The organism is Caproicibacter sp., from assembly GCF_046707225.1.
GTDB lineage: Bacteria > Bacillota > Clostridia > Oscillospirales > Acutalibacteraceae > Caproicibacter.
In genome coordinates this window covers 31,422-47,977 of record NZ_JBJKOP010000056.1, presented here as the reverse complement: position 1 = coordinate 47,977, position 16,556 = coordinate 31,422, and the positions used below count along the sequence as shown (strand labels likewise).

General features: G+C 52.2%; 18 protein-coding genes and 1 pseudogene. 12 read left to right on the top strand and 7 right to left on the bottom strand.

Annotated features, from left to right (window positions below; translation table 11 throughout):
• Nucleotides 1-152 precede the first annotated feature (152 nt).
• The 3 genes from ACLQ3M_RS15240 to ACLQ3M_RS15230 all read right to left on the bottom strand — a co-directional run bounded on the left by ACLQ3M_RS15240 (nucleotide 153) and on the right by ACLQ3M_RS15230 (nucleotide 3,358).
• Nucleotides 153-1,019, bottom strand: coding sequence for a carbohydrate ABC transporter permease (locus ACLQ3M_RS15240; protein WP_411678556.1), 867 nt, complete (start codon nucleotides 1,017-1,019; stop codon nucleotides 153-155).
• Nucleotides 1,020-1,031: 12 nt separating this feature from the next.
• Nucleotides 1,032-1,919, bottom strand: coding sequence for a carbohydrate ABC transporter permease (locus tag ACLQ3M_RS15235; protein ID WP_411678555.1), 888 nt, complete (start codon nucleotides 1,917-1,919; stop codon nucleotides 1,032-1,034).
• Nucleotides 1,920-2,032: 113 nt separating this feature from the next.
• Nucleotides 2,033-3,358 carry an extracellular solute-binding protein gene (locus tag ACLQ3M_RS15230; protein ID WP_411678554.1) on the bottom strand — a complete coding sequence of 442 codons (1,326 nt, stop codon included), beginning with the start codon at nucleotides 3,356-3,358 and terminating at the stop codon, nucleotides 2,033-2,035.
• A 189-nt stretch (nucleotides 3,359-3,547) separates the two neighbouring features.
• Between ACLQ3M_RS15230 and ACLQ3M_RS15225 the strand changes: the two genes are divergently transcribed.
• The 4 genes from ACLQ3M_RS15225 (at nucleotide 3,548) to ACLQ3M_RS15210 (ending at nucleotide 7,820) form a co-directional block, all read left to right on the top strand.
• Nucleotides 3,548-3,790 (top strand): hypothetical protein, encoded by a 243-nt coding sequence (locus ACLQ3M_RS15225; protein WP_411678553.1) that lies wholly within the window; start codon nucleotides 3,548-3,550, stop codon nucleotides 3,788-3,790.
• Nucleotides 3,744-5,918 (top strand): glycoside hydrolase family 3 C-terminal domain-containing protein, encoded by a 2,175-nt coding sequence (locus ACLQ3M_RS15220; protein WP_411678552.1) that lies wholly within the window; start codon nucleotides 3,744-3,746, stop codon nucleotides 5,916-5,918. Before ACLQ3M_RS15225 ends, ACLQ3M_RS15220 begins: the two co-directional genes overlap by 47 nt.
• A 310-nt stretch (nucleotides 5,919-6,228) precedes the next feature.
• Nucleotides 6,229-7,461: an ammonium transporter gene (locus ACLQ3M_RS15215; RefSeq protein WP_411678551.1), complete on the top strand. Its 1,233-nt coding sequence runs from the start codon at nucleotides 6,229-6,231 to the stop codon at nucleotides 7,459-7,461.
• A 17-nt stretch (nucleotides 7,462-7,478) separates the two neighbouring features.
• The gene (locus ACLQ3M_RS15210) at nucleotides 7,479-7,820 is read left to right on the top strand and encodes a P-II family nitrogen regulator (protein ID WP_411678550.1); all 342 of its coding nucleotides are present in this window, start codon (nucleotides 7,479-7,481) and stop codon (nucleotides 7,818-7,820) included.
• 147 nt (nucleotides 7,821-7,967) lie between these two features.
• On the opposite strand, the gene ACLQ3M_RS15205 is transcribed toward ACLQ3M_RS15210, so the two are convergent.
• Entirely contained in the window at nucleotides 7,968-8,588 is a 621-nt protein-coding gene (locus ACLQ3M_RS15205; RefSeq protein ID WP_411678549.1) for an HAD family hydrolase, read from the bottom strand.
• Between the two features lie 135 nt (nucleotides 8,589-8,723).
• Here ACLQ3M_RS15205 and ACLQ3M_RS15200 point away from each other — a divergent pair.
• Nucleotides 8,724-8,876: pseudogene (locus tag ACLQ3M_RS15200) on the top strand (hypothetical protein); the annotation flags it as partial.
• A gap of 112 nt (nucleotides 8,877-8,988) precedes the next feature.
• On the opposite strand, the gene ACLQ3M_RS15195 reads toward ACLQ3M_RS15200, so the two are convergent.
• Nucleotides 8,989-10,011: a hypothetical protein gene (locus ACLQ3M_RS15195; RefSeq protein WP_411678548.1), complete on the bottom strand. Its 1,023-nt coding sequence runs from the start codon at nucleotides 10,009-10,011 to the stop codon at nucleotides 8,989-8,991.
• Between the two features lie 345 nt (nucleotides 10,012-10,356).
• Between ACLQ3M_RS15195 and ACLQ3M_RS15190 the strand changes: the two genes are divergently transcribed.
• The 7 genes from ACLQ3M_RS15190 to ACLQ3M_RS15160 all read left to right on the top strand — a co-directional run bounded on the left by ACLQ3M_RS15190 (nucleotide 10,357) and on the right by ACLQ3M_RS15160 (nucleotide 14,319).
• A complete protein-coding gene (locus ACLQ3M_RS15190; RefSeq protein ID WP_411678547.1) occupies nucleotides 10,357-10,635 on the top strand; it encodes a FeoA family protein in 279 nt (92 codons plus the stop codon).
• Nucleotides 10,636-10,664: 29 nt separating this feature from the next.
• Entirely contained in the window at nucleotides 10,665-10,889 is a 225-nt protein-coding gene (locus tag ACLQ3M_RS15185) for a FeoA family protein (protein WP_411678546.1), read from the top strand.
• A gap of 62 nt (nucleotides 10,890-10,951) precedes the next feature.
• Nucleotides 10,952-13,108: a ferrous iron transport protein B gene (gene feoB / locus ACLQ3M_RS15180; RefSeq protein WP_411678545.1), complete on the top strand. Its 2,157-nt coding sequence runs from the start codon at nucleotides 10,952-10,954 to the stop codon at nucleotides 13,106-13,108.
• 26 nt (nucleotides 13,109-13,134) lie between these two features.
• Entirely contained in the window at nucleotides 13,135-13,311 is a 177-nt protein-coding gene (locus tag ACLQ3M_RS15175; RefSeq protein WP_411678544.1) for a FeoB-associated Cys-rich membrane protein, read from the top strand.
• Between the two features lie 120 nt (nucleotides 13,312-13,431).
• Nucleotides 13,432-13,575, top strand: a complete 144-nt coding sequence (locus tag ACLQ3M_RS15170; RefSeq protein ID WP_411678543.1) for a hypothetical protein — start codon at nucleotides 13,432-13,434, stop codon at nucleotides 13,573-13,575.
• 13 nt (nucleotides 13,576-13,588) lie between these two features.
• Nucleotides 13,589-13,714 carry a CPC_1213 family protein gene (locus ACLQ3M_RS15165; RefSeq protein ID WP_267459224.1) on the top strand — a complete coding sequence of 42 codons (126 nt, stop codon included), beginning with the start codon at nucleotides 13,589-13,591 and terminating at the stop codon, nucleotides 13,712-13,714.
• Nucleotides 13,711-14,319, top strand: a complete 609-nt coding sequence (locus ACLQ3M_RS15160; RefSeq protein WP_411678541.1) for an HDIG domain-containing metalloprotein — start codon at nucleotides 13,711-13,713, stop codon at nucleotides 14,317-14,319. Before ACLQ3M_RS15165 ends, ACLQ3M_RS15160 begins: the two co-directional genes overlap by 4 nt.
• A gap of 12 nt (nucleotides 14,320-14,331) precedes the next feature.
• Here the strand turns inward: ACLQ3M_RS15160 and ACLQ3M_RS15155 are convergent, their stop codons facing one another.
• Nucleotides 14,332-15,252, bottom strand: coding sequence for an N-acetylmuramoyl-L-alanine amidase (locus ACLQ3M_RS15155; RefSeq protein WP_411678540.1), 921 nt, complete (start codon nucleotides 15,250-15,252; stop codon nucleotides 14,332-14,334).
• Between the two features lie 82 nt (nucleotides 15,253-15,334).
• Nucleotides 15,335-16,540 (bottom strand): DUF438 domain-containing protein, encoded by a 1,206-nt coding sequence (locus ACLQ3M_RS15150; RefSeq protein ID WP_411678539.1) that lies wholly within the window; start codon nucleotides 16,538-16,540, stop codon nucleotides 15,335-15,337.
• Nucleotides 16,541-16,556: the final 16 nt, after the last annotated feature.

The window sequence follows — 16,556 nt, the reverse complement described above, 5'->3', positions numbered from 1 at the left end:
AGCTTAGCACTGCCGTGTCTGTTTGACCGTTTATCTCGCAGAATTTTCAACAAAAATATCGAAATCGCTGACTTTTCAACAGAAAAAGGAGCTGCCCCAAAACTTTCGTTTTGCAACAGCCCCTTTGTATAGGAAGAAAGTGAAGAGGAAGATTAACCTTTTATCGCGCCTGCAATCACGCTCTTTTGAATCTGGTTGCTGAACATCAGGTATATGATCAGCGTGGGGACCGTGGCGATAACAAGACCGGCCCCGATCGGCCCCCACTGGGTACCCTGTTGGCCGGAAAGCGACATAATGCCGACCGTGAGGGTTTTTATTTTGTCGGCGCTGATAAAAGTATTTGCAAACATCAATTCGTTCCAGGAGGAAAGAAAAGTGAAAATGGCGACGGTCGCGATGGCCGGGCGGACCAGGGGCAGAGAAATGTAATAAAATATGCGGTAGATGCCGCATCCGTCCAGACAGGCGGACTCTTCCAGTTCCTTCGGGATATTCTGCAAAAAGCCGACCAGAATAAAGATTCCCATCGGCAAAGCAAACGCAACATAGGGCAGGATGAGGGAAAAATAACTGTTGAGCAGGCTCATGTTCTTTAAAACAATGAACAGCGGCAAAAGCGTGGCGTGAAGGGGAACCATCATACCAAGAAGGATATAAGTCAGAAAAAGATGATTCCATTTCCAGTGCATCCGCACGATGGCATACGCGGAGGTCGTCAGCAGGATGGTAGAAACAATAATGGTAGCCCCTGTTACGATGATGCTGTTCATAAGGTAGACGGCAACGTTTCCGCTTGTCAGCACCGTAAAGTAATTGGAAAATCTCCAGACTTTCGGGATTCCCATGGCGTTTCCGCTGTAAATTTCATTGTTGTTCTTAAAAGAGAAAAGAAAAAGCCAAATCAGGGGGTAAACCTGTATCAGCGTATACAGCCCCAGAAAAGCGAACAGGACAATCGAAGAGACTTTAACTTTCTTCTGCTTTTTTAGAGCAGGATGGTCGGAATGTATTTTCATATGTATCACCACTTAAGATTCATCTTGGTCGTTGCTGAAGAGTTTTTTGATTACCAGTGTGAACACAAGGCATTCCGCAATGATAAAAATGGCCATTGCGCTGCCGTATCCGTATTGATAGCGGGAAAAAATGGTCGTGTACATTAGTGTAGTGGGAACTTCCGTAGAATGCAGCGGACCGCCGCCCGTCATTACGTAGATCAGGTCAAATGCCTTAAACGACCCGGTGACGGCAAAGATGATACAAACGCATAGGATTGATTTCATCAGGGGAATTGAAATATGAAAAGCAATTTTTAGCTCGCTGGCCCCGTCGATGCGCGCCGCTTCGTAAATGTCCGGTGAAATTGATTTTGCGCCTGCGTAAAGCAGCAGCATGTGGTATCCGACGTATTGCCACAGCATGGCGGCGAAAACACAGGCCAGGGCGGTTTTTGAGTCGGCCAGCCAGGCGTTTGTAAGGGAATCGAGGCCGACCGCCCTTAGAACCCCATTGAGCATTCCGTAATCGGAATTGTAGATTTTCATCCATAATTGCCCGATTACGACCGTGGAGATGATGACCGGGATGAAGTACACCGTCCTGAAAAAACGTTCCCCTTTGACTCCTCTCGCAAGAATCAGCGCCAACAGCAGTGAAATCGGAAGCTGGATGCCGACCGAAATCAGGGCCAGAACCAGAGAATTGACGACCGACTGCATAAAGCCGTCGGTATTGTTAAGAAACAGATTTTTATAATTTGTAAATCCGACGAATACTCCTTTGGAAAAGCCGTCCCAGTCCAGGGTGCTGTAATGGATCGAGAAAAAAATGGGTAAAACGACAATGATCGTAAAAAGGAGGAATGTTGGAAAAGTGAAAAGAAAAATTGCTTTTTTATCGCGCAGCATTTTTTCCATGATAGTTAGCCTTCTTTCCTGAATCTTTCACAGCGGACATTTTTTAGTAGGAAAGGGATTTTCCCTGTTAAACTTGCATAACAGGGAAAATCAGACTTTTCCGTCGGGCAGATTCAGGACTTGTTGACTTTTTGCTGCATTTGTTTGGCAAAATCCTGCGGGGAAATTTGTTTTCCGAACAGGCTTTGCACAAGGTCCAGATGGGTCTGCGCGTCGTCCCCGGTCAGATACAGGTCCCAGGCGGGAACGCTGCCGGTCGAGCCCTTGACGATATTATCCATGATCTCTTTGGACAGAGGATCGATTTTTGACTGGTCGAGAGAATCGTATTTCCATTCGGGCAGACCGCCGCCCGTCAGATACATGCCGCTCGAAAATTCGGAGGCGAGGTATTTGATAGCCTGAACCGCTTCGTCCTTATGCTTGCTGTTCGCGCTGACGCACAGGGCGTCGGCACCGCCGCCGAGGTATTCGGTATCCGTCCCTTTCGCGCCCGCGATCGTCGGGAATTTCACCGCGCTGACCTTTCCCTTCAGGGAATCGTCGATGACCTGCGCGTCAAAGTTACCGCCGAAATACATCGGGATTTTGCCTTGGGTAAACATTGCGACGGATTCGTCGCGCGTAACTCCCAGGACATCCTTAGGGAACGCCCCCGCGTCCACCAGGTCCTGCAGCTTTTGCGCCGCTTCGGCAAACGCCGTCTGATCGTAGGATTCCTTCTTGTTCAGGGCATCCAGACAGAGCTGAGCGCCGCCCTCGCGGAGCGCGATCATGTCGTAATACCACATGCCGGGCCATTCGTCTTTTTCTCCGACCGTCATCGGCGTAATTCCTTTTGATTTAAATGTTTTGACCGCGGTCAGCAATTCGTCAAAAGTGGTCGGCACTTTGACGCCGTTCTGCTTGAACAAATCGTCGTTTACATAGAGCGCGCCGGCTTGCTGATTGTAAGTAAGCCCGTATATCTTTCCGTCAAAAGTGATGTTGGTCAGCGCGCCGGACAGCAATTTATCCTTTGTGCCGTCGTTCAGATAATCGTCGAGGGGCAGAATCTTTCCCGCCTTGGCGAAGGGCTCGGTGAAGCCGCCGGCCCAGGTGTAGATGATGTCCGGGGCGCTGTCCGCCGCAATTGCGGTTTTGATTTTGGTTTTGTAGGCGTTGTTTTCAGTGGAGCTCGCTTCGATCTGAATATTCGGGTGATCCGAATTCCACTGCTTAATGGTATTCTCCATGGTGTGCTGGGTGTCGTTCGTGTAGTTGTTCCAGAATGTCAGCGTGATTTTTTCAGCGGGGGCCGACTGAGAAGCCGTCCCTGCCTGCGACGAATTTTCCGTGCTTTGCGCGCTGCCGGCGGATGGGGAACCGGCACATGCGGTAACCGTTGTCAATAAGACGGACAAACTCAGTATGCCAGCGAAAAGATGCTTTGCCTTCATAATTTCTCCTCCTTAAAATAAGTCCGAATCAAAAAAGGCGGGATACGAAAGATTCACGGCCTTTTTCTGATTAAGCGGCGTGTTGTAAAAGTGGTCACATTTGCAGATCTGTTCCCGTCAAAATATTTGACCGGAACGAAATATGGCAAAGGCATTAAAAATGATTTATCAGTTTTCAATTAAAAGAGTATGCAAATTAACGAAATATTATTTAATTGCTCTAATGCCTTTCGTGAACATTATAAAAAGGTTCTATCTTTTCTTCAATACGCTTTGCCAAATAGAGCAAAAAATGAGCAAAAATCGGCAAGGGCTGATAAGACTACTACCTCTCAAAACGATAAGATAATATCAAACGCTGCAATTACAGATTTGGAGGCATTCCATGACGACGAATTTACCGCACTACCTGAACGAGGAGCTGAGTTTTGAAGAAAGGGCCGGGGACCTTGTCTCGCGCCTGACACTGGAAGAAAAGATCTCCCAGATGCAGTATGAGTCACCGGCGATTGAACGTCTCGAAATACCGAGTTACAACTGGTGGTCAGAGGCGTTGCACGGGGTTGCGAGGGCGGGGGTGGCTACGGTGTTTCCGCAGGCGATCGGAATCGCCGCAACCTTCGACGAGCGTCTGGTTCAAAAAATGGCGGACTTGATTTCCACCGAGGGCAGGGCGAAATACCATGAATACCAGCGCAAGGGCGACCATGATATTTTTAAGGGGCTGACGTTCTGGTCGCCCACCATTAATATTTTTCGCGATCCGCGCTGGGGGCGCGGGCAGGAGACCTACGGCGAAGATCCATGTCTCACCTCCCGGCTTTGCGTCTCTTTTATCCGGGGCATTCAGGGCAATCACTCCAAATATCTGAAAGCGGCCGCCTGCGCCAAGCATTTTGCCGCTTACAGCGGCCCGGAGGACGGACGCCACAGCTTTAACGCGGAGGTTTCCCAAAAGGATTTGTGGGAAACCTACCTGCCCGCTTTTGAGGCGGCGGTCTGCGAAGCCGGAGTAGAGGGCGTGATGGGGGCTTACAACAGGCTGAACGGCGAGCCTTGCTGCGGCAGCAGAACCCTTCTGGTCGAAATTCTTCGGGACGAATGGGGATTTAAGGGTTACACCACGTCGGACTGCTGGGCGATCAAGGACTTTCACGAGGCGCATCGAGTGACACAAAATATTGAGGAATCTTCCGCTCTTGCGCTGAAAAACGGCTGCGACCTCAACTGCGGCTGCGCGTTTGCCAGCCTGGTCAAAGCCTACCGTGCAGGATTGGTGACGGAACAGCAGATTGACGGGGCGGTTTATCGCCTTATGCTGACCAGAATGCGTCTGGGGATGTTCGACAAAGCCGAGCACGTGCCCTACGCATCCATTCCATATGAAAAAAACGATTGTGAAGAGCATCGGGAGTTTTCCGAACAAACGGCGGAAAAGTCGCTGGTGCTGCTGCGCAACCGGAACGGAATCCTTCCTTTGGACAGAGAGCGGCTCCGTTCCATTGCCGTAATCGGCCCCAATGCCGACAGCCGGACCGCTCTACTCGGGAACTATTTTGGGACTCCGTCCGAATCCGTAACGGTACTGGAAGGAATCCGGCGGTCTGTCGGCCCGGAAACGAGGATCTATTATGCGGAGGGCTGCCATCTTTATCAAAACAGCATGATCCACCTCTCATGGAAGAACGACCGTCTGGCGGAAGCGGTCTCCGCCGCGGAGCGGGCGGACGTGGCCATCGTCTGCCTGGGATTGGACGCCAGCCTTGAAGGGGAGGAGGGCGACACTTCCAATGAGTTTTCCTCCGGCGACCGGCAAAACCTGAAACTGCCGGGCAATCAGGAGACGCTCCTGGAGGCTGTGCGGGCCACGGTCACGCCCGTCGTAGTCGTGCTGATGTCCGGCAGCGCTCTCGCGGTCAGTTGGGCGGATGAACACGCCGACGCGATTTTGCAGGCCTGGTACCCCGGGTCTCAGGGCGGAAGGGCAGTCGCGTCCCTGCTGTTCGGCGACTTTTCCCCCGCGGGAAGGCTGCCCGTGACCTTTTATCGCTCCGACGACGACCTGCCGGATTTCAAAGATTATTCCATGGAGAACAGGACTTACCGATTTTTTCATGGAACACCTTTATATCCGTTCGGTTACGGCCTGAGCTATACCACATTTTCTTATGAGCAGCCGGTAGTGGAAAAAGAAATTTCAGTCGGTTCCGACGCCGAAGTTACGTCGTGGGTCCGAAATACCGGAACACGGGAATCGGACGAGGTCGTCCAGGTGTATCTGCGGGATCTGAAGGCAAGCGTACGGGTCCCAAGGTATCAGTTGGTGGGATTCCAAAGAATCCATTTAAAGCCGGGAGAGAAGGCACAGGTGAAATTTATCATTTCCGCGCGCCAGATGGCGCTGATTGACAACAGCGGAAACTGTATTCTGGAACCGGGAGAATTCCGCGTTTTCGTGGGCGGAAGCCAGCCGGACGAACGGAGCGCGGAGCTTTTGGGGGAGGCTGTTCCCTCAGCGGTCTTTACGGCGACGGGCTCCCCTTTAAAAATGCGAAGATAATTGCCGCCAAACGGATGGGCCGCGTTGCAGGGCGGCAAACGACGGATGACCGTCAAAATCCTTGTTTTCTGTAAAAAATCTAAATAAGGAAAAACCGGGGAGAAAAGTTACATTTTTCAGTTTGCACGAACATTTATTAATTTTAAGCCTTGATTTCCTTAAATAAATATGCTATTATGCCTCTATCATATTGTTTGGCAATGAGGCCGGCAATTCCTTTTGGGGATTGCCGGCTTTCTTTTTTTAATGCTGGCCGGTCGGATAGCACTTATCCCCGGCCGCGGGAAACGGAAGATGGAGGATGTTTTGAATGAATCACGGGGACGCGGCATGGATGCTGACAAGCTCGGCGCTGGTTTTATTGATGACGCCGGCTCTTGCTTTGTTTTATTCCGGGATGACCAAACGAAAGAACACGGTAAATACCATTATGAGCTGCATTCTCACGATGGGGCTTTCTGCGGTGCTTTGGATTTTAGTCGGATTTTCCCTGTCTTTCAGCGGGGATCTCGGCGGTGTGATCGGCAATCTTCAGTGGGCCGGCATGGATTTTAACACGCTTTCCGATTCGTCCTATCCCCCCAATACGCTGATTTTCGCGATCTTTCAAATGATGTTCGCGGTGATTACTCCCTCGCTGATTGTAGGCGCTATTGTGGAACGAATGCGCTTTTCCTCGCTGTTTATATTTATCGCGGTCTGGTCGTTTTTGGTCTATTTCCCAATGGCGCATATGGTTTGGGGCGGGGGATTCCTGATGAAAATCGGCTCGGTCGATTTTGCGGGAGGCAACGTGGTTCACATCACCTCGGGCGTGAGCGCGCTGATTCTTTCCATTGTTTTGGGCAAGCGGAAAAATTACGGAAAAATATCCTACCACCCGCACAATGTTCCCTTTGTTTTTCTGGGCGCGGCGCTTCTCTGGTTCGGATGGTTCGGGTTTAACGCCGGAAGCGCCGGGGCGGCAAACGCGCTGGCGGCTCACGCATTTATGACAACGAATACCTCCGCGGCCGCCGCGATGCTGTCCTGGATTTTTATTGAGAAGTACAAAGACGGCGCCCCTACTCTGGTGGGCGCCTCCACGGGTCTGGTGGTCGGGCTGGTCGCGATCACTCCAGGTTCCGGCTTTGTGCCGATCTGGGCTTCTCTTGTCATCGGCGCGCTGGCGAGCCCGATTTCTTATTTCTTTATTTCCGTCGTTAAGAAGCGCTTCGGGTACGACGACGCGCTCGATGTATTTGGATGCCACGGGATCGGCGGAATTTGGGGCGGCATTGCGACCGGCCTGTTCACGCAAAGTTCCATTAATTCTTCCGCAAAGTGGAACGGTTTGTTTTTCGGCAGCACGGAGCTGTTTCTTCGGCAGATCGCGGCGATCGGCGTAGCGGTAGGATTTGCCGTTGTCGGGACGCTCCTCGCTGCTGCGATTGCAAAGTTGGTGACAAAGGGGCTCCGCGTCTCGGAAAAGGAAGAGGCGATTGGCCTGGACATTACGGAACACGGGGAACCGGCTTATCCGGCTTTTAACGGAATGGATTGATCGGAGGAGGATTGGGAATGAAGAAAATTGAAGCATATATTCGCCCGGAACAGCTCGAGGATGTGAAGGAAGCTTTAAAATCGATGAATGTCAACGGAATCAGCGTGACTCAAATCATGGGCTCCGGCTGTCAGCGCGGTTACCGCGAGTTCATTCGGGGAACGGAAGTCGATTATAATTTTTTGAAGAAGATTAAAATCGAGCTGGTCGTGCCGGATTCCCGCTTGGAAGAAATTTTGAGCAAAATTATCGAGACGGCCAAAACCGGAAAGATCGGCGACGGTAAAATATTTATCTCGGAAATATCGGACGCGATCCGGATTCGTACCGGCGAACGCGGCGAATCGACGGTACGCTGAAAATCAAGAGGTCACATCCGCAATCAGAGGGAACACATTGCTGCCGGTTTTCAGAAGAAACAGAGCGGCCCCGCTTTGCCCGGGGGCCGCTCTGCTTTTCGTAATCGGGAAAAGGACCGAATTCCCCGATTATCGTTCTTTCATCCTTTAACGCGTAAGTTCCAAAACTTCTTTAATGCTGTCGATTTTCTTCGTAGCCTCCGGAACGTTCCCAAAGCCGTACGCTGCGTAGAGAAAGGGGATTCCGGCTGCCGCCGCCGCGTCGCAGTCGCCCTGCGTGTCGCCGATGTAGACCGCGTCTTTCAGACCGTTTCGCTCCATCAGCAGGCGGATGTTTTTCCCCTTGCTTTTGCCCGTGTTCCCAAAAGATTCAAAATCGGAAATATAACGCTGCGTTTCGCTCTTTTTAAGGAACAGTTCGATGTATCCGCACTGGCAGTTGCTTACGATGAAAAGACGGTGGTCTTTGGAGAGTTGTTCAATCGTTTCTTTGGTGCCGGGATAAAGCAGGTTTTCCGTGTTTTCCTCCAGAGCCTCCTGCTCGTTTTCGCAGCACTGACGGATCAGCAGTTTTTTTGTATGCGAATCCGCTTCGCGGAACAGATCGTCCGCAATGATGTCCATGGATTTGCCGAATTCTTTTTTCAGAACAGCCGGTGTGATTTCCGCGGAGATTCCTCCGACTTCCCGGACCGCTTTGGCCCATGCGGTTGCGACTACTTTTGTGGAATCCCATAGAGTTCCGTCAATATCAAAAATAATATTCATGCTAAAACCCATTCCTGTTATTTATTGTTGTTACTAGTATCATAAAATACAATGTCCGTTTGGTCAATACCCGGCGGATGCTTGTCCGCCTAATTTGCCGGAAACCGCCGATTTGTTACAGGAGGGAGTTGTTGGATCAGACAGTTATTCAGCCTGCATGTATCCTGCGAGTCACGCGGCGGCGGAATCGGCAAAAGCCTTTTCCGGGCAGTCTGTGAGAGCGCAAAGAGCCTTGGCGAAAAAAACTCTATCTCTCGCGCATTATCCGAAGGATCACAGGCTTTTTATCGCCGTAGGGGGCTGTACGGAGGCGAAAGAAAAAGCTCACGGAAGCCGATCCTGCGGCTGCCGGAGGGAGCCTCTTCTCACTTGAAAATTAGGACAGGATGGAAGAATTCCGTTAGTTCAGCTTCAGGATTTCTTCTGCGATTCTTTGGCTGCCGAATCCGTCGAGATACGAGTTCATCCGCACAGCCGTTTCCCTTCGCAGGGAATTGTTTTCCGTCAGACTTTTCAGGTGTGCTGTGATGCGAAACAGGCAGGCGTCATAATTGCCGATGATGTCGCCGGCGTAAGGCGCGATGCGGTCAAAATGGAACTGCTTGCCGCACTCGGACTGTTCCGCCGTCAAGGCAAAGCACACGGTGGGCGTCCCGCAGGCGCACAGCTCATACAAGTGCATGCCGCAGGCCGATACGGCGGCGTCACAGTTTCTCATCACAGCAGCCATATTTTCGGGATTTGCAACAAGCTCCACATTCCTCAGCCGCGACGCCTGCTTTTCCAGAGGAGATATTCCACGGTTCAGGAATTCCGGTGCGAGAATAAAATTTAAATTCGGAAAAGCGGAGGAAAGGTCTTCGGCAAGCCTCCCGACAGGACCGGTTTCGGCAAATTCCCCTACGGGCATCAATATATTCATCACCCGGTCGCGGACAATGGGCCGCAGTTCGCGAAATTCTTTTCGCAGCGGGATATACCGGGCGCCCAAAAGCAGTTTCGTGCTGCCTGCGCAATATGCTTCCGAATAAAAATCGATGCGGCAGGCGTTGCTGTAATTGATCAGCAAATGAATTCCCGGAAAAACCTGCTCCTGCTGCATTCCAAGATAAATCAGCTCGGCGGCCTGGTTCAGCGATTCAAAATAACCGGCGGAGATATGGGGAAGATCGACCAGAAGTTTCGCGGCCTTTTCCTTTTTCAAAAGAGGTATCAGGCGCTCCGCCTCGGATTCCGGGTTGTTAAGGTGATCTAAAACAATGGATTGGAATCCGCTCCGTCTGATTGGTTCCGATGCGTTCGCTTCCGTTAACAGGAACACGGAGTGTTCCCCGCGCCGGCGGAGCTCTTCCGCAATCGCAAGGCATTCGGTAAGGTGCTCCGGCGCGGTTTCAATGTCCGCGTCGGTTCTGATATACAGCATGTTAACCTCTCCTCTGCTCCGCTGCCGATCCGCCGGTTCGCTCCGTTCAGGCCTTTGGCAAAGATCGCTGAGCCTCACCTTGATCTGATGGGGATTGTCTATCCATTCATATTCCGCGAACCCGCGGGATATTCGCGTTTGCATTTGGTAACGGTCCGGTACCCCGGCAGCGGTGTTTTCGTCCGTTTTTCCGGGGGAAGAACAGGCGAGCGCCGGGAAGGGGGGATTTTTTTAACCGAATGTACTTGACTTTTTGAGTTAGCAGAGGTAAACTAAACACACAAGTTAGCATATGCTTACCAAACGGGAGCAGAACAGGCAGTTGGATTTAACGGAGGTAGCGGCATGAATATGGAGCAGACGGTCTTAAGGGAACGAATTGGAAACAAGGCTGCGGGTTTTTCGGGGGTTATGCCTTTAAACATGGTCCGCCCGGGGCAAGCGGTATCGGTTCATTCCATACGCGGCGGAGATGAAACCCGGCGCTTTCTTGCAAGCCTGGGCTTTGTAACGGATGCGGCGGTCACCGTCGTTACGGAGCTTGGCGGAAATATTATTGTGAATGTCAAAGGGACCCGCGTGGCAATCGGCAGGTCGATGGCGAGCCGCGTTTATGTCGGTTGATTGAATGAAAAGTAAAGGGGGAAAGTCGAATGAAAACCTTGAAGGACGCAAAATGCGGTCAGACGGTGACGGTGGCAAAACTGACGGGGGCCGGCGCGCTAAAGCGCAGAATTATGGATATGGGAATCACAAAAGGTGCTGAAATTCTGATCCGCAAGGTGGCACCGCTTGGTGACCCGATTGAGGTGAACGTTCGGGGCTACGAGCTCTCCATCCGCAAGTCGGAAGCGGAAAACATTCTTGTGACGGAATGAGGAGAAGAAGATTTTTTTCGCAGGCTAGTTAGCGTATGCAAACCATTAAAGGAGGTAAATTGATGGAGATAAAGATTGCGCTTGTAGGCAACCCGAACTGCGGCAAAACGACGATGTTTAACGACTTGACGGGTTCCAGCCAATATGTGGGCAACTGGCCCGGCGTGACGGTGGAAAAGAAAGAGGGAAGGCTGAGAGGGCATCGGGACGTCACAATTACTGATTTGCCGGGAATTTATTCTTTGTCGCCCTATACGCTGGAAGAAGTGGTCAGCCGAAACTATTTGATCAACGAGCGGCCGGATGCAATCATTAATCTGGTGGACGGAACCAATCTGGAGCGCAATCTCTACCTGACCACACAGATTCTGGAACTGGGGATTCCGGTTGTTCTGGCACTGAACATGATTGACCTGGTGCGAAAAAGCGGGGACAGGATCGATGCCGAAAAGCTGGGGGAAGCCCTGGGCTGCGAAGTGGTCGAAACCTCTGCCCTGAAAGGAACCGGTTCCCTGCAGGCTGCGGAAAAAGTAATTAAACTCGCAAAGGAAAAAAAGCATTCGACTCCGCAGCGTAAATTCGGCGAAGAGGTGGAGCGCGCTTTGGATGCTATCCGAGATCTGGCGAATGGAGCAATCAAACCGGAGCTTGCGCGCTGGTATGAAATAAAGATTTTTGAGCGCGATTCCAAAGTAATGGAAGCGCTGACTTTGCCGCAGGAAACCGAAAGCAAACTGGATTCCGTCATTGCGGAAGTCGAAGAAAAAATGGACGATGACAGTGAAAGCGTCATTACAAACGAACGGTATGAGGCCATTGCAAAACTGATGAAAACCTGCGTCCATAAAAAACGCGTCGGTATGAGCACTTCCGATCAAATAGACCGGGTGGTGACGAACCGCTGGCTTGCGCTTCCGATATTCGCGATCGTCATGTTTGTCGTTTATTATGTTTCCATCTCTTCTCTGGGAACCATTGTAACGGATTGGACGAACGACACCTTGTTCGGCGGGTGGATTCAGCCGGCGGTTGCCGAATGGATGACCGGCGTCGGCGCCGCCGACTGGATCAGCGGGCTGGTGGTCGACGGCGTCATCGGCGGTGTCGGCTCCGTGCTGGGATTCGTTCCGCAGATGTTCATCCTGTTCTTTTTTCTCTCGATTCTGGAGGACTGCGGCTATATGGCGCGCGTTGCCTTCATCATGGACCGCATTTTTCGGAAATTCGGCCTCTCGGGCAAAAGCTTTATCCCGATGCTGATCTCTTCCGGATGCGGCGTGCCCGGGATTATGGCAACCAAGACGATTGAAAACGAAAAAGACCGCAGGATGACCATTATGACGACGACTTCCATTCCGTGCGGTGCGAAGCTTCCGATCATTGCGTTAATCGGGGGAGCAATGTTCCCGAATATTGTGTGGATGGCCCCGGCAATGTACTTTATGGGGGTTCTGGCCATCGTCATTTCGGGAATTATGCTGAAAAAGACAAAGCTGTTTGCGGGAGAACCCGCTCCGTTTGTCATGGAGCTGCCGCAGTATCACATTCCGGCCCCGAAAGGCGTTCTGATTCATATGTGGGAACGCGGCAAGGCGTTTATCGTGAAGGCCGGTACGGTAATCTTTGTCGCTTGCGGCGCGATCTGGTTCCTTTCCAGCTTTGGATTCGCTAACGGCGGCTTCGGCATGGTGGATGAAAACGCGAGTATCCTCGCCGCCTTCGGGCGCGTGATCGCGCCTGTTTTCGCCCCTCTGGGTTTTGGCAACTGGCAGGCCGCGGTCGCCACGGTTTCCGGGTTGGTGGCAAAGGAAAACGTTGTGGGAACGTTCGGCGTGCTGTTCGGAATCGGCGGAGATGTGGCGGAAGACGACCCCGGCCTGCTCAGGCAGATAGCGATCATGTTCCCCTACGGCTCGGCGGCGCTCGCCTTCCTGGTTTTCAACCTTCTGTGCGCCCCGTGCTTCGCTGCCATCGGCGCCATGAAGCGGGAAATGGCCAGCTCAAAGTGGACATGGTTCGCGCTTGGGTATCAGACGGTATTCGCGTACTCTGTCGCGCTGATGATTCACCAGTTCGGCGGCCTGATCTTCGGAGGCGTCTCCTTTGGCGGAGGAACCGTTGCCGCGCTGGCTGTTTTGGCCGTCCTGCTTTACTTTTTGTTCCGGCCGAACCCACAGGATCAGGTCAGGCAAGGTTCCGCGGCGAGCGCGGCTTTATAAGGCAAAGCGAAAAGAGGTTTGACAGTATGTTCCAGTGGCTTGCCGCAAACGCGGCTACAATTTTAATCAGTATCGCATTGGCGTCTTTGTTCGTTCTGGCTGTCAGGAATATGCGCAAAACCCGGAAAAGCGGGGGATGCGCGGGCTGCGGCGGCGACAGGTGCAGTCGCTGCTCCCAGGCGGAGCAGAGTCCAAAGCGGTAAAATCATGATGAAAGGGGCTGCCGTTCAAATTGAACGGCGGCCTTTTTTCATGTCTGCACAAGGCCCGGCTCCGGAATAAACGCGGCGGGGAGAGACACACTACCCTTCGAGGTGAATCTTATGGCGGAACAAAAGAAAAAGAAAACGCAAAACCCACAGAAAAAATTAAAGGACGCCGTTTTGAACGACGCCGGAAACCAAACTGATTTTAATCCAAACCACAATACGCGCAAGGTCGCCCTGGGACCCAACACAAAACGCTGAAGGAGGAGACGGAATGGGGAATCGCACGAAAAACGAAAAGAAGCATGACGGAAAATTTCCGTCCAAACATGTGAATCACGACCCGCGTACGGAAAGCGCGAAAGCGGTATTTCCGGCGGAAGATAAAAATAAAAAATGAACGGCAGGGAACTGTATCTTGAGTTGAACCGGCATTTGCTGCGGGACGCGGAGCCGTCCCGGTATCTGAACCGGATTTGCGGCGACCCGCTTTTCCGGCAGGTGCCGTTTGATATGCTCGACCGGCTCAGGCAAACCGCGCAGTCCCCGATCTATCATCCCGAAGGCAGCGTCTGGAACCATACCATGCTGGTGGTGGACGAGGCGGCAGGACAAAAAGAAAAAAGCGCCCGTCCCGCGGTTTTTCTGTGGGCGGCGCTTTTGCACGACATTGGAAAACCCGATGCTACAACAATCCGGAAAGGGAAAATAACCTCTTACAACCATGAAATCATCGGAGAAAGGCTTGCCGTTGAATTCCTCAGGTGTTTTACAGATGACGAAGACTTTATCCGCGCGGTGGCGGCACTGGTCCGCTGGCATATGCAGATTCTGTTTGTTGTCAAGAGCCTTCCGTTCGCGGATCTGGAGGGAATGAAGAGAGAGGCCGATTTTCATGAGATTGGTTTGCTTGGCTTTTGCGACCGGATGGGCCGGCTGAATGCCGACAGGGAAAAAGAAAAGAAAAACCTCAGACTGTTTTATAAGCAGTGCGGGCCGCGGTGAAAATCAACTTTATCAGGTGACCGTGACCAGACACTGGGCGGTCAGGCCGTTGCCGGTTTTTGCCTGAATCGTCGTGCAGCCCTTTGAAATGCCCAGAACCGTCCCGTTCTGAACGACCGCGACCCTGGAATTGCACGAGCTCCAGGACGTGCGGTTGTCGTACACATTGCCGTTGATCAGCGTAACCGCGGAATTCAGCTCACAGGTTTTTCCCGCCTTGACACTGACGGCGGTCTTGTCCATTTTGACGGAAACAGGGATGTATTCGTTCAGAGCGACGCACCGGGCAAGACTTTGCGCGATGGCGTCCGTGTTGCTCTCGATCCAGGCGACATCCTGCGGATTGTCGTGATACGCCGTTTCGATCAGGCAGTGCGTCATTTTCGGCATATACATCTCCCACAGCGCGTCGTTGGTGTCAAGGCTGACGGCGCTTTTGTCCGGATAAATAAAATTCGTCTTCAACAGGTTGGCAAAACGCAGGCTTTGAGCACTGTCCGACGGATAAAAAATCGTGGTGCCGTTCGTTTTGGGGCCGTCGTCCCGCGCGTTGGAGTGAATCGCAAGATAAAGGTCGCAGCGGTTTTCCTCCGCCTGCCTGACCCGGCTGACAATCGTGTTTCGCTGATTTTCACGGCTGCCGGTTTGGGCGCTTGCAAGGACGTAACCGATTCCATACTGCCGGAGATAGGGGATCATGGCAAAGGCAACCTCCCGCATATGGAGCTCCTCACTGCCGGAACCGTCGCAGTAGGGATTCCAGGTCTGGCAGGAGGGGCTTAAATAGACGCGGTATGTAGGAACGGAATAGGTTGGGCGGGTAGTAAAAATTCCGTTCCGTTCGGCGGCCGATGCCTGTTCGACGGCGGAGCCCAGTACCGCGGCCGCCGTCAGGGCAAGGCAGAGCATTATTTTCAGTTTTTTCAGACGCATCGTGAGTCACAGGCTTTCCTTTTTTTATATCTTAATTATAGAACATTTTTCCCGAAACTTCTACAGGATGCGCCTGCTTTTTTTAATCGGACATCAATCGCTTTTCCCCCGTAATTTCCTGAATCGGCTGAATATCCTGCGTTACCTCCAGAACTCCGAGGTATTCCTTTTTTTCGTTTCTGACGGCAAAATACCGGATGTAGATATATCTGCCGCCCATTTTGATCCAGAAATCCTCGTGATCTTTTCTGCCGGCTTTCAGATCCTCCACGATTTTTTCCACGATATGCACGCTCGCCGGCGGATGGCAGTTCGCCACCTTGCGGCCGAGAATTGCCTTGGTTCTGGGGAATACCCGCTCTGCTCCCTGTGAAAAATATTTGACCGTGTCATCCCGACCCACAAAGGTCAGGTCTACCGGGAGGGTGTCAAGAATCCGGATCAGCTCCTCGATTTTCAGAGTGCCCGTGGGCAGCGCCACGGTTCCCGGCAGGCTGGTTTCTTCCTTTAACCGGTCGGCACCGCCTTTTTGTGGGCCGGGCTTCCACACAGGCGCTTTTTCAATCAGGCAGAGCCCGAAATCTCCGCTTTCCTCGTCGATTTGTTTCCACTCGTCCTCCGTCAGGTTTTCCAGAAGCATGGGCAGCATGATATTTTCTTCTTTGAAAATCATTTCGGCAATTTGATTCAAAAGGGCTTCGATCGGTTCTTTCAGCTGCCCGGATTCCCGCAGATTCAGATTTCGGCTGATTTGCTTAATTTGTGCTCTGATTTCGTCGTCGACGCCCCACATGACCTTCGGCGGGGCGGTAATGCCGTAATGCTCCAAATAGGGAAACAGGAGATTCTCTTTTTTCAGATAATGCCGGTCGATTTCCGCCAGCTTTGCAAATCGGGCCTTGACGGCCTTCTCCGCGTCTTCCTCCGGAAGTTGGGGCAGATAGCTGCGGATTTCACCGAGCAGCCGATCCACCGCCCTGTTTTCGGCTTTCAAAACATTCGCCGGATGTCCCGGTATTTTCGAGGGATCCGCCGGCCGGTGGATTTCTTCGATCGATCCCTTGAAAACGGCCGCGTGAACGTCGCAGAGGCGTTGTACTTCAGAGACCGGCAGGCCATCCGCAACCAGAGCCTGCTCCGCCTGAGCGATTTCCTCTGCGGAGACCCCCTCAAAGGTTTTTGCAAACTGCCCTTTGACCTCTTCCACACTTTTGCCCGACTGCAGCTGTGCGATCAGGTCTTTGATCACTTTCTGACGGTATTCCCGGTTGTTGATTTCTTCGCTCATTCAATCTCCTCCTTAT

Coding starts and splice junctions, on each gene's coding strand:
- ACLQ3M_RS15240 (WP_411678556.1), bottom strand. CDS start 1,019: ATGAAAATACATTCCGACCATCCTGCTCTAAAAAAGCAGAAGAAAGTT.
- ACLQ3M_RS15235 (WP_411678555.1), bottom strand. CDS start 1,919: ATGGAAAAAATGCTGCGCGATAAAAAAGCAATTTTTCTTTTCACTTTT.
- ACLQ3M_RS15230 (WP_411678554.1), bottom strand. CDS start 3,358: ATGAAGGCAAAGCATCTTTTCGCTGGCATACTGAGTTTGTCCGTCTTA.
- ACLQ3M_RS15225 (WP_411678553.1), top strand. CDS start 3,548: ATGCAAATTAACGAAATATTATTTAATTGCTCTAATGCCTTTCGTGAA.
- ACLQ3M_RS15220 (WP_411678552.1), top strand. CDS start 3,744: ATGACGACGAATTTACCGCACTACCTGAACGAGGAGCTGAGTTTTGAA.
- ACLQ3M_RS15215 (WP_411678551.1), top strand. CDS start 6,229: ATGAATCACGGGGACGCGGCATGGATGCTGACAAGCTCGGCGCTGGTT.
- ACLQ3M_RS15210 (WP_411678550.1), top strand. CDS start 7,479: ATGAAGAAAATTGAAGCATATATTCGCCCGGAACAGCTCGAGGATGTG.
- ACLQ3M_RS15205 (WP_411678549.1), bottom strand. CDS start 8,588: ATGAATATTATTTTTGATATTGACGGAACTCTATGGGATTCCACAAAA.
- ACLQ3M_RS15195 (WP_411678548.1), bottom strand. CDS start 10,011: ATGCTGTATATCAGAACCGACGCGGACATTGAAACCGCGCCGGAGCAC.
- ACLQ3M_RS15190 (WP_411678547.1), top strand. CDS start 10,357: ATGAATATGGAGCAGACGGTCTTAAGGGAACGAATTGGAAACAAGGCT.
- ACLQ3M_RS15185 (WP_411678546.1), top strand. CDS start 10,665: ATGAAAACCTTGAAGGACGCAAAATGCGGTCAGACGGTGACGGTGGCA.
- feoB (WP_411678545.1), top strand. CDS start 10,952: ATGGAGATAAAGATTGCGCTTGTAGGCAACCCGAACTGCGGCAAAACG.
- ACLQ3M_RS15175 (WP_411678544.1), top strand. CDS start 13,135: ATGTTCCAGTGGCTTGCCGCAAACGCGGCTACAATTTTAATCAGTATC.
- ACLQ3M_RS15170 (WP_411678543.1), top strand. CDS start 13,432: ATGGCGGAACAAAAGAAAAAGAAAACGCAAAACCCACAGAAAAAATTA.
- ACLQ3M_RS15165 (WP_267459224.1), top strand. CDS start 13,589: ATGGGGAATCGCACGAAAAACGAAAAGAAGCATGACGGAAAATTTCCG.
- ACLQ3M_RS15160 (WP_411678541.1), top strand. CDS start 13,711: ATGAACGGCAGGGAACTGTATCTTGAGTTGAACCGGCATTTGCTGCGG.
- ACLQ3M_RS15155 (WP_411678540.1), bottom strand. CDS start 15,252: ATGCGTCTGAAAAAACTGAAAATAATGCTCTGCCTTGCCCTGACGGCG.
- ACLQ3M_RS15150 (WP_411678539.1), bottom strand. CDS start 16,540: ATGAGCGAAGAAATCAACAACCGGGAATACCGTCAGAAAGTGATCAAA.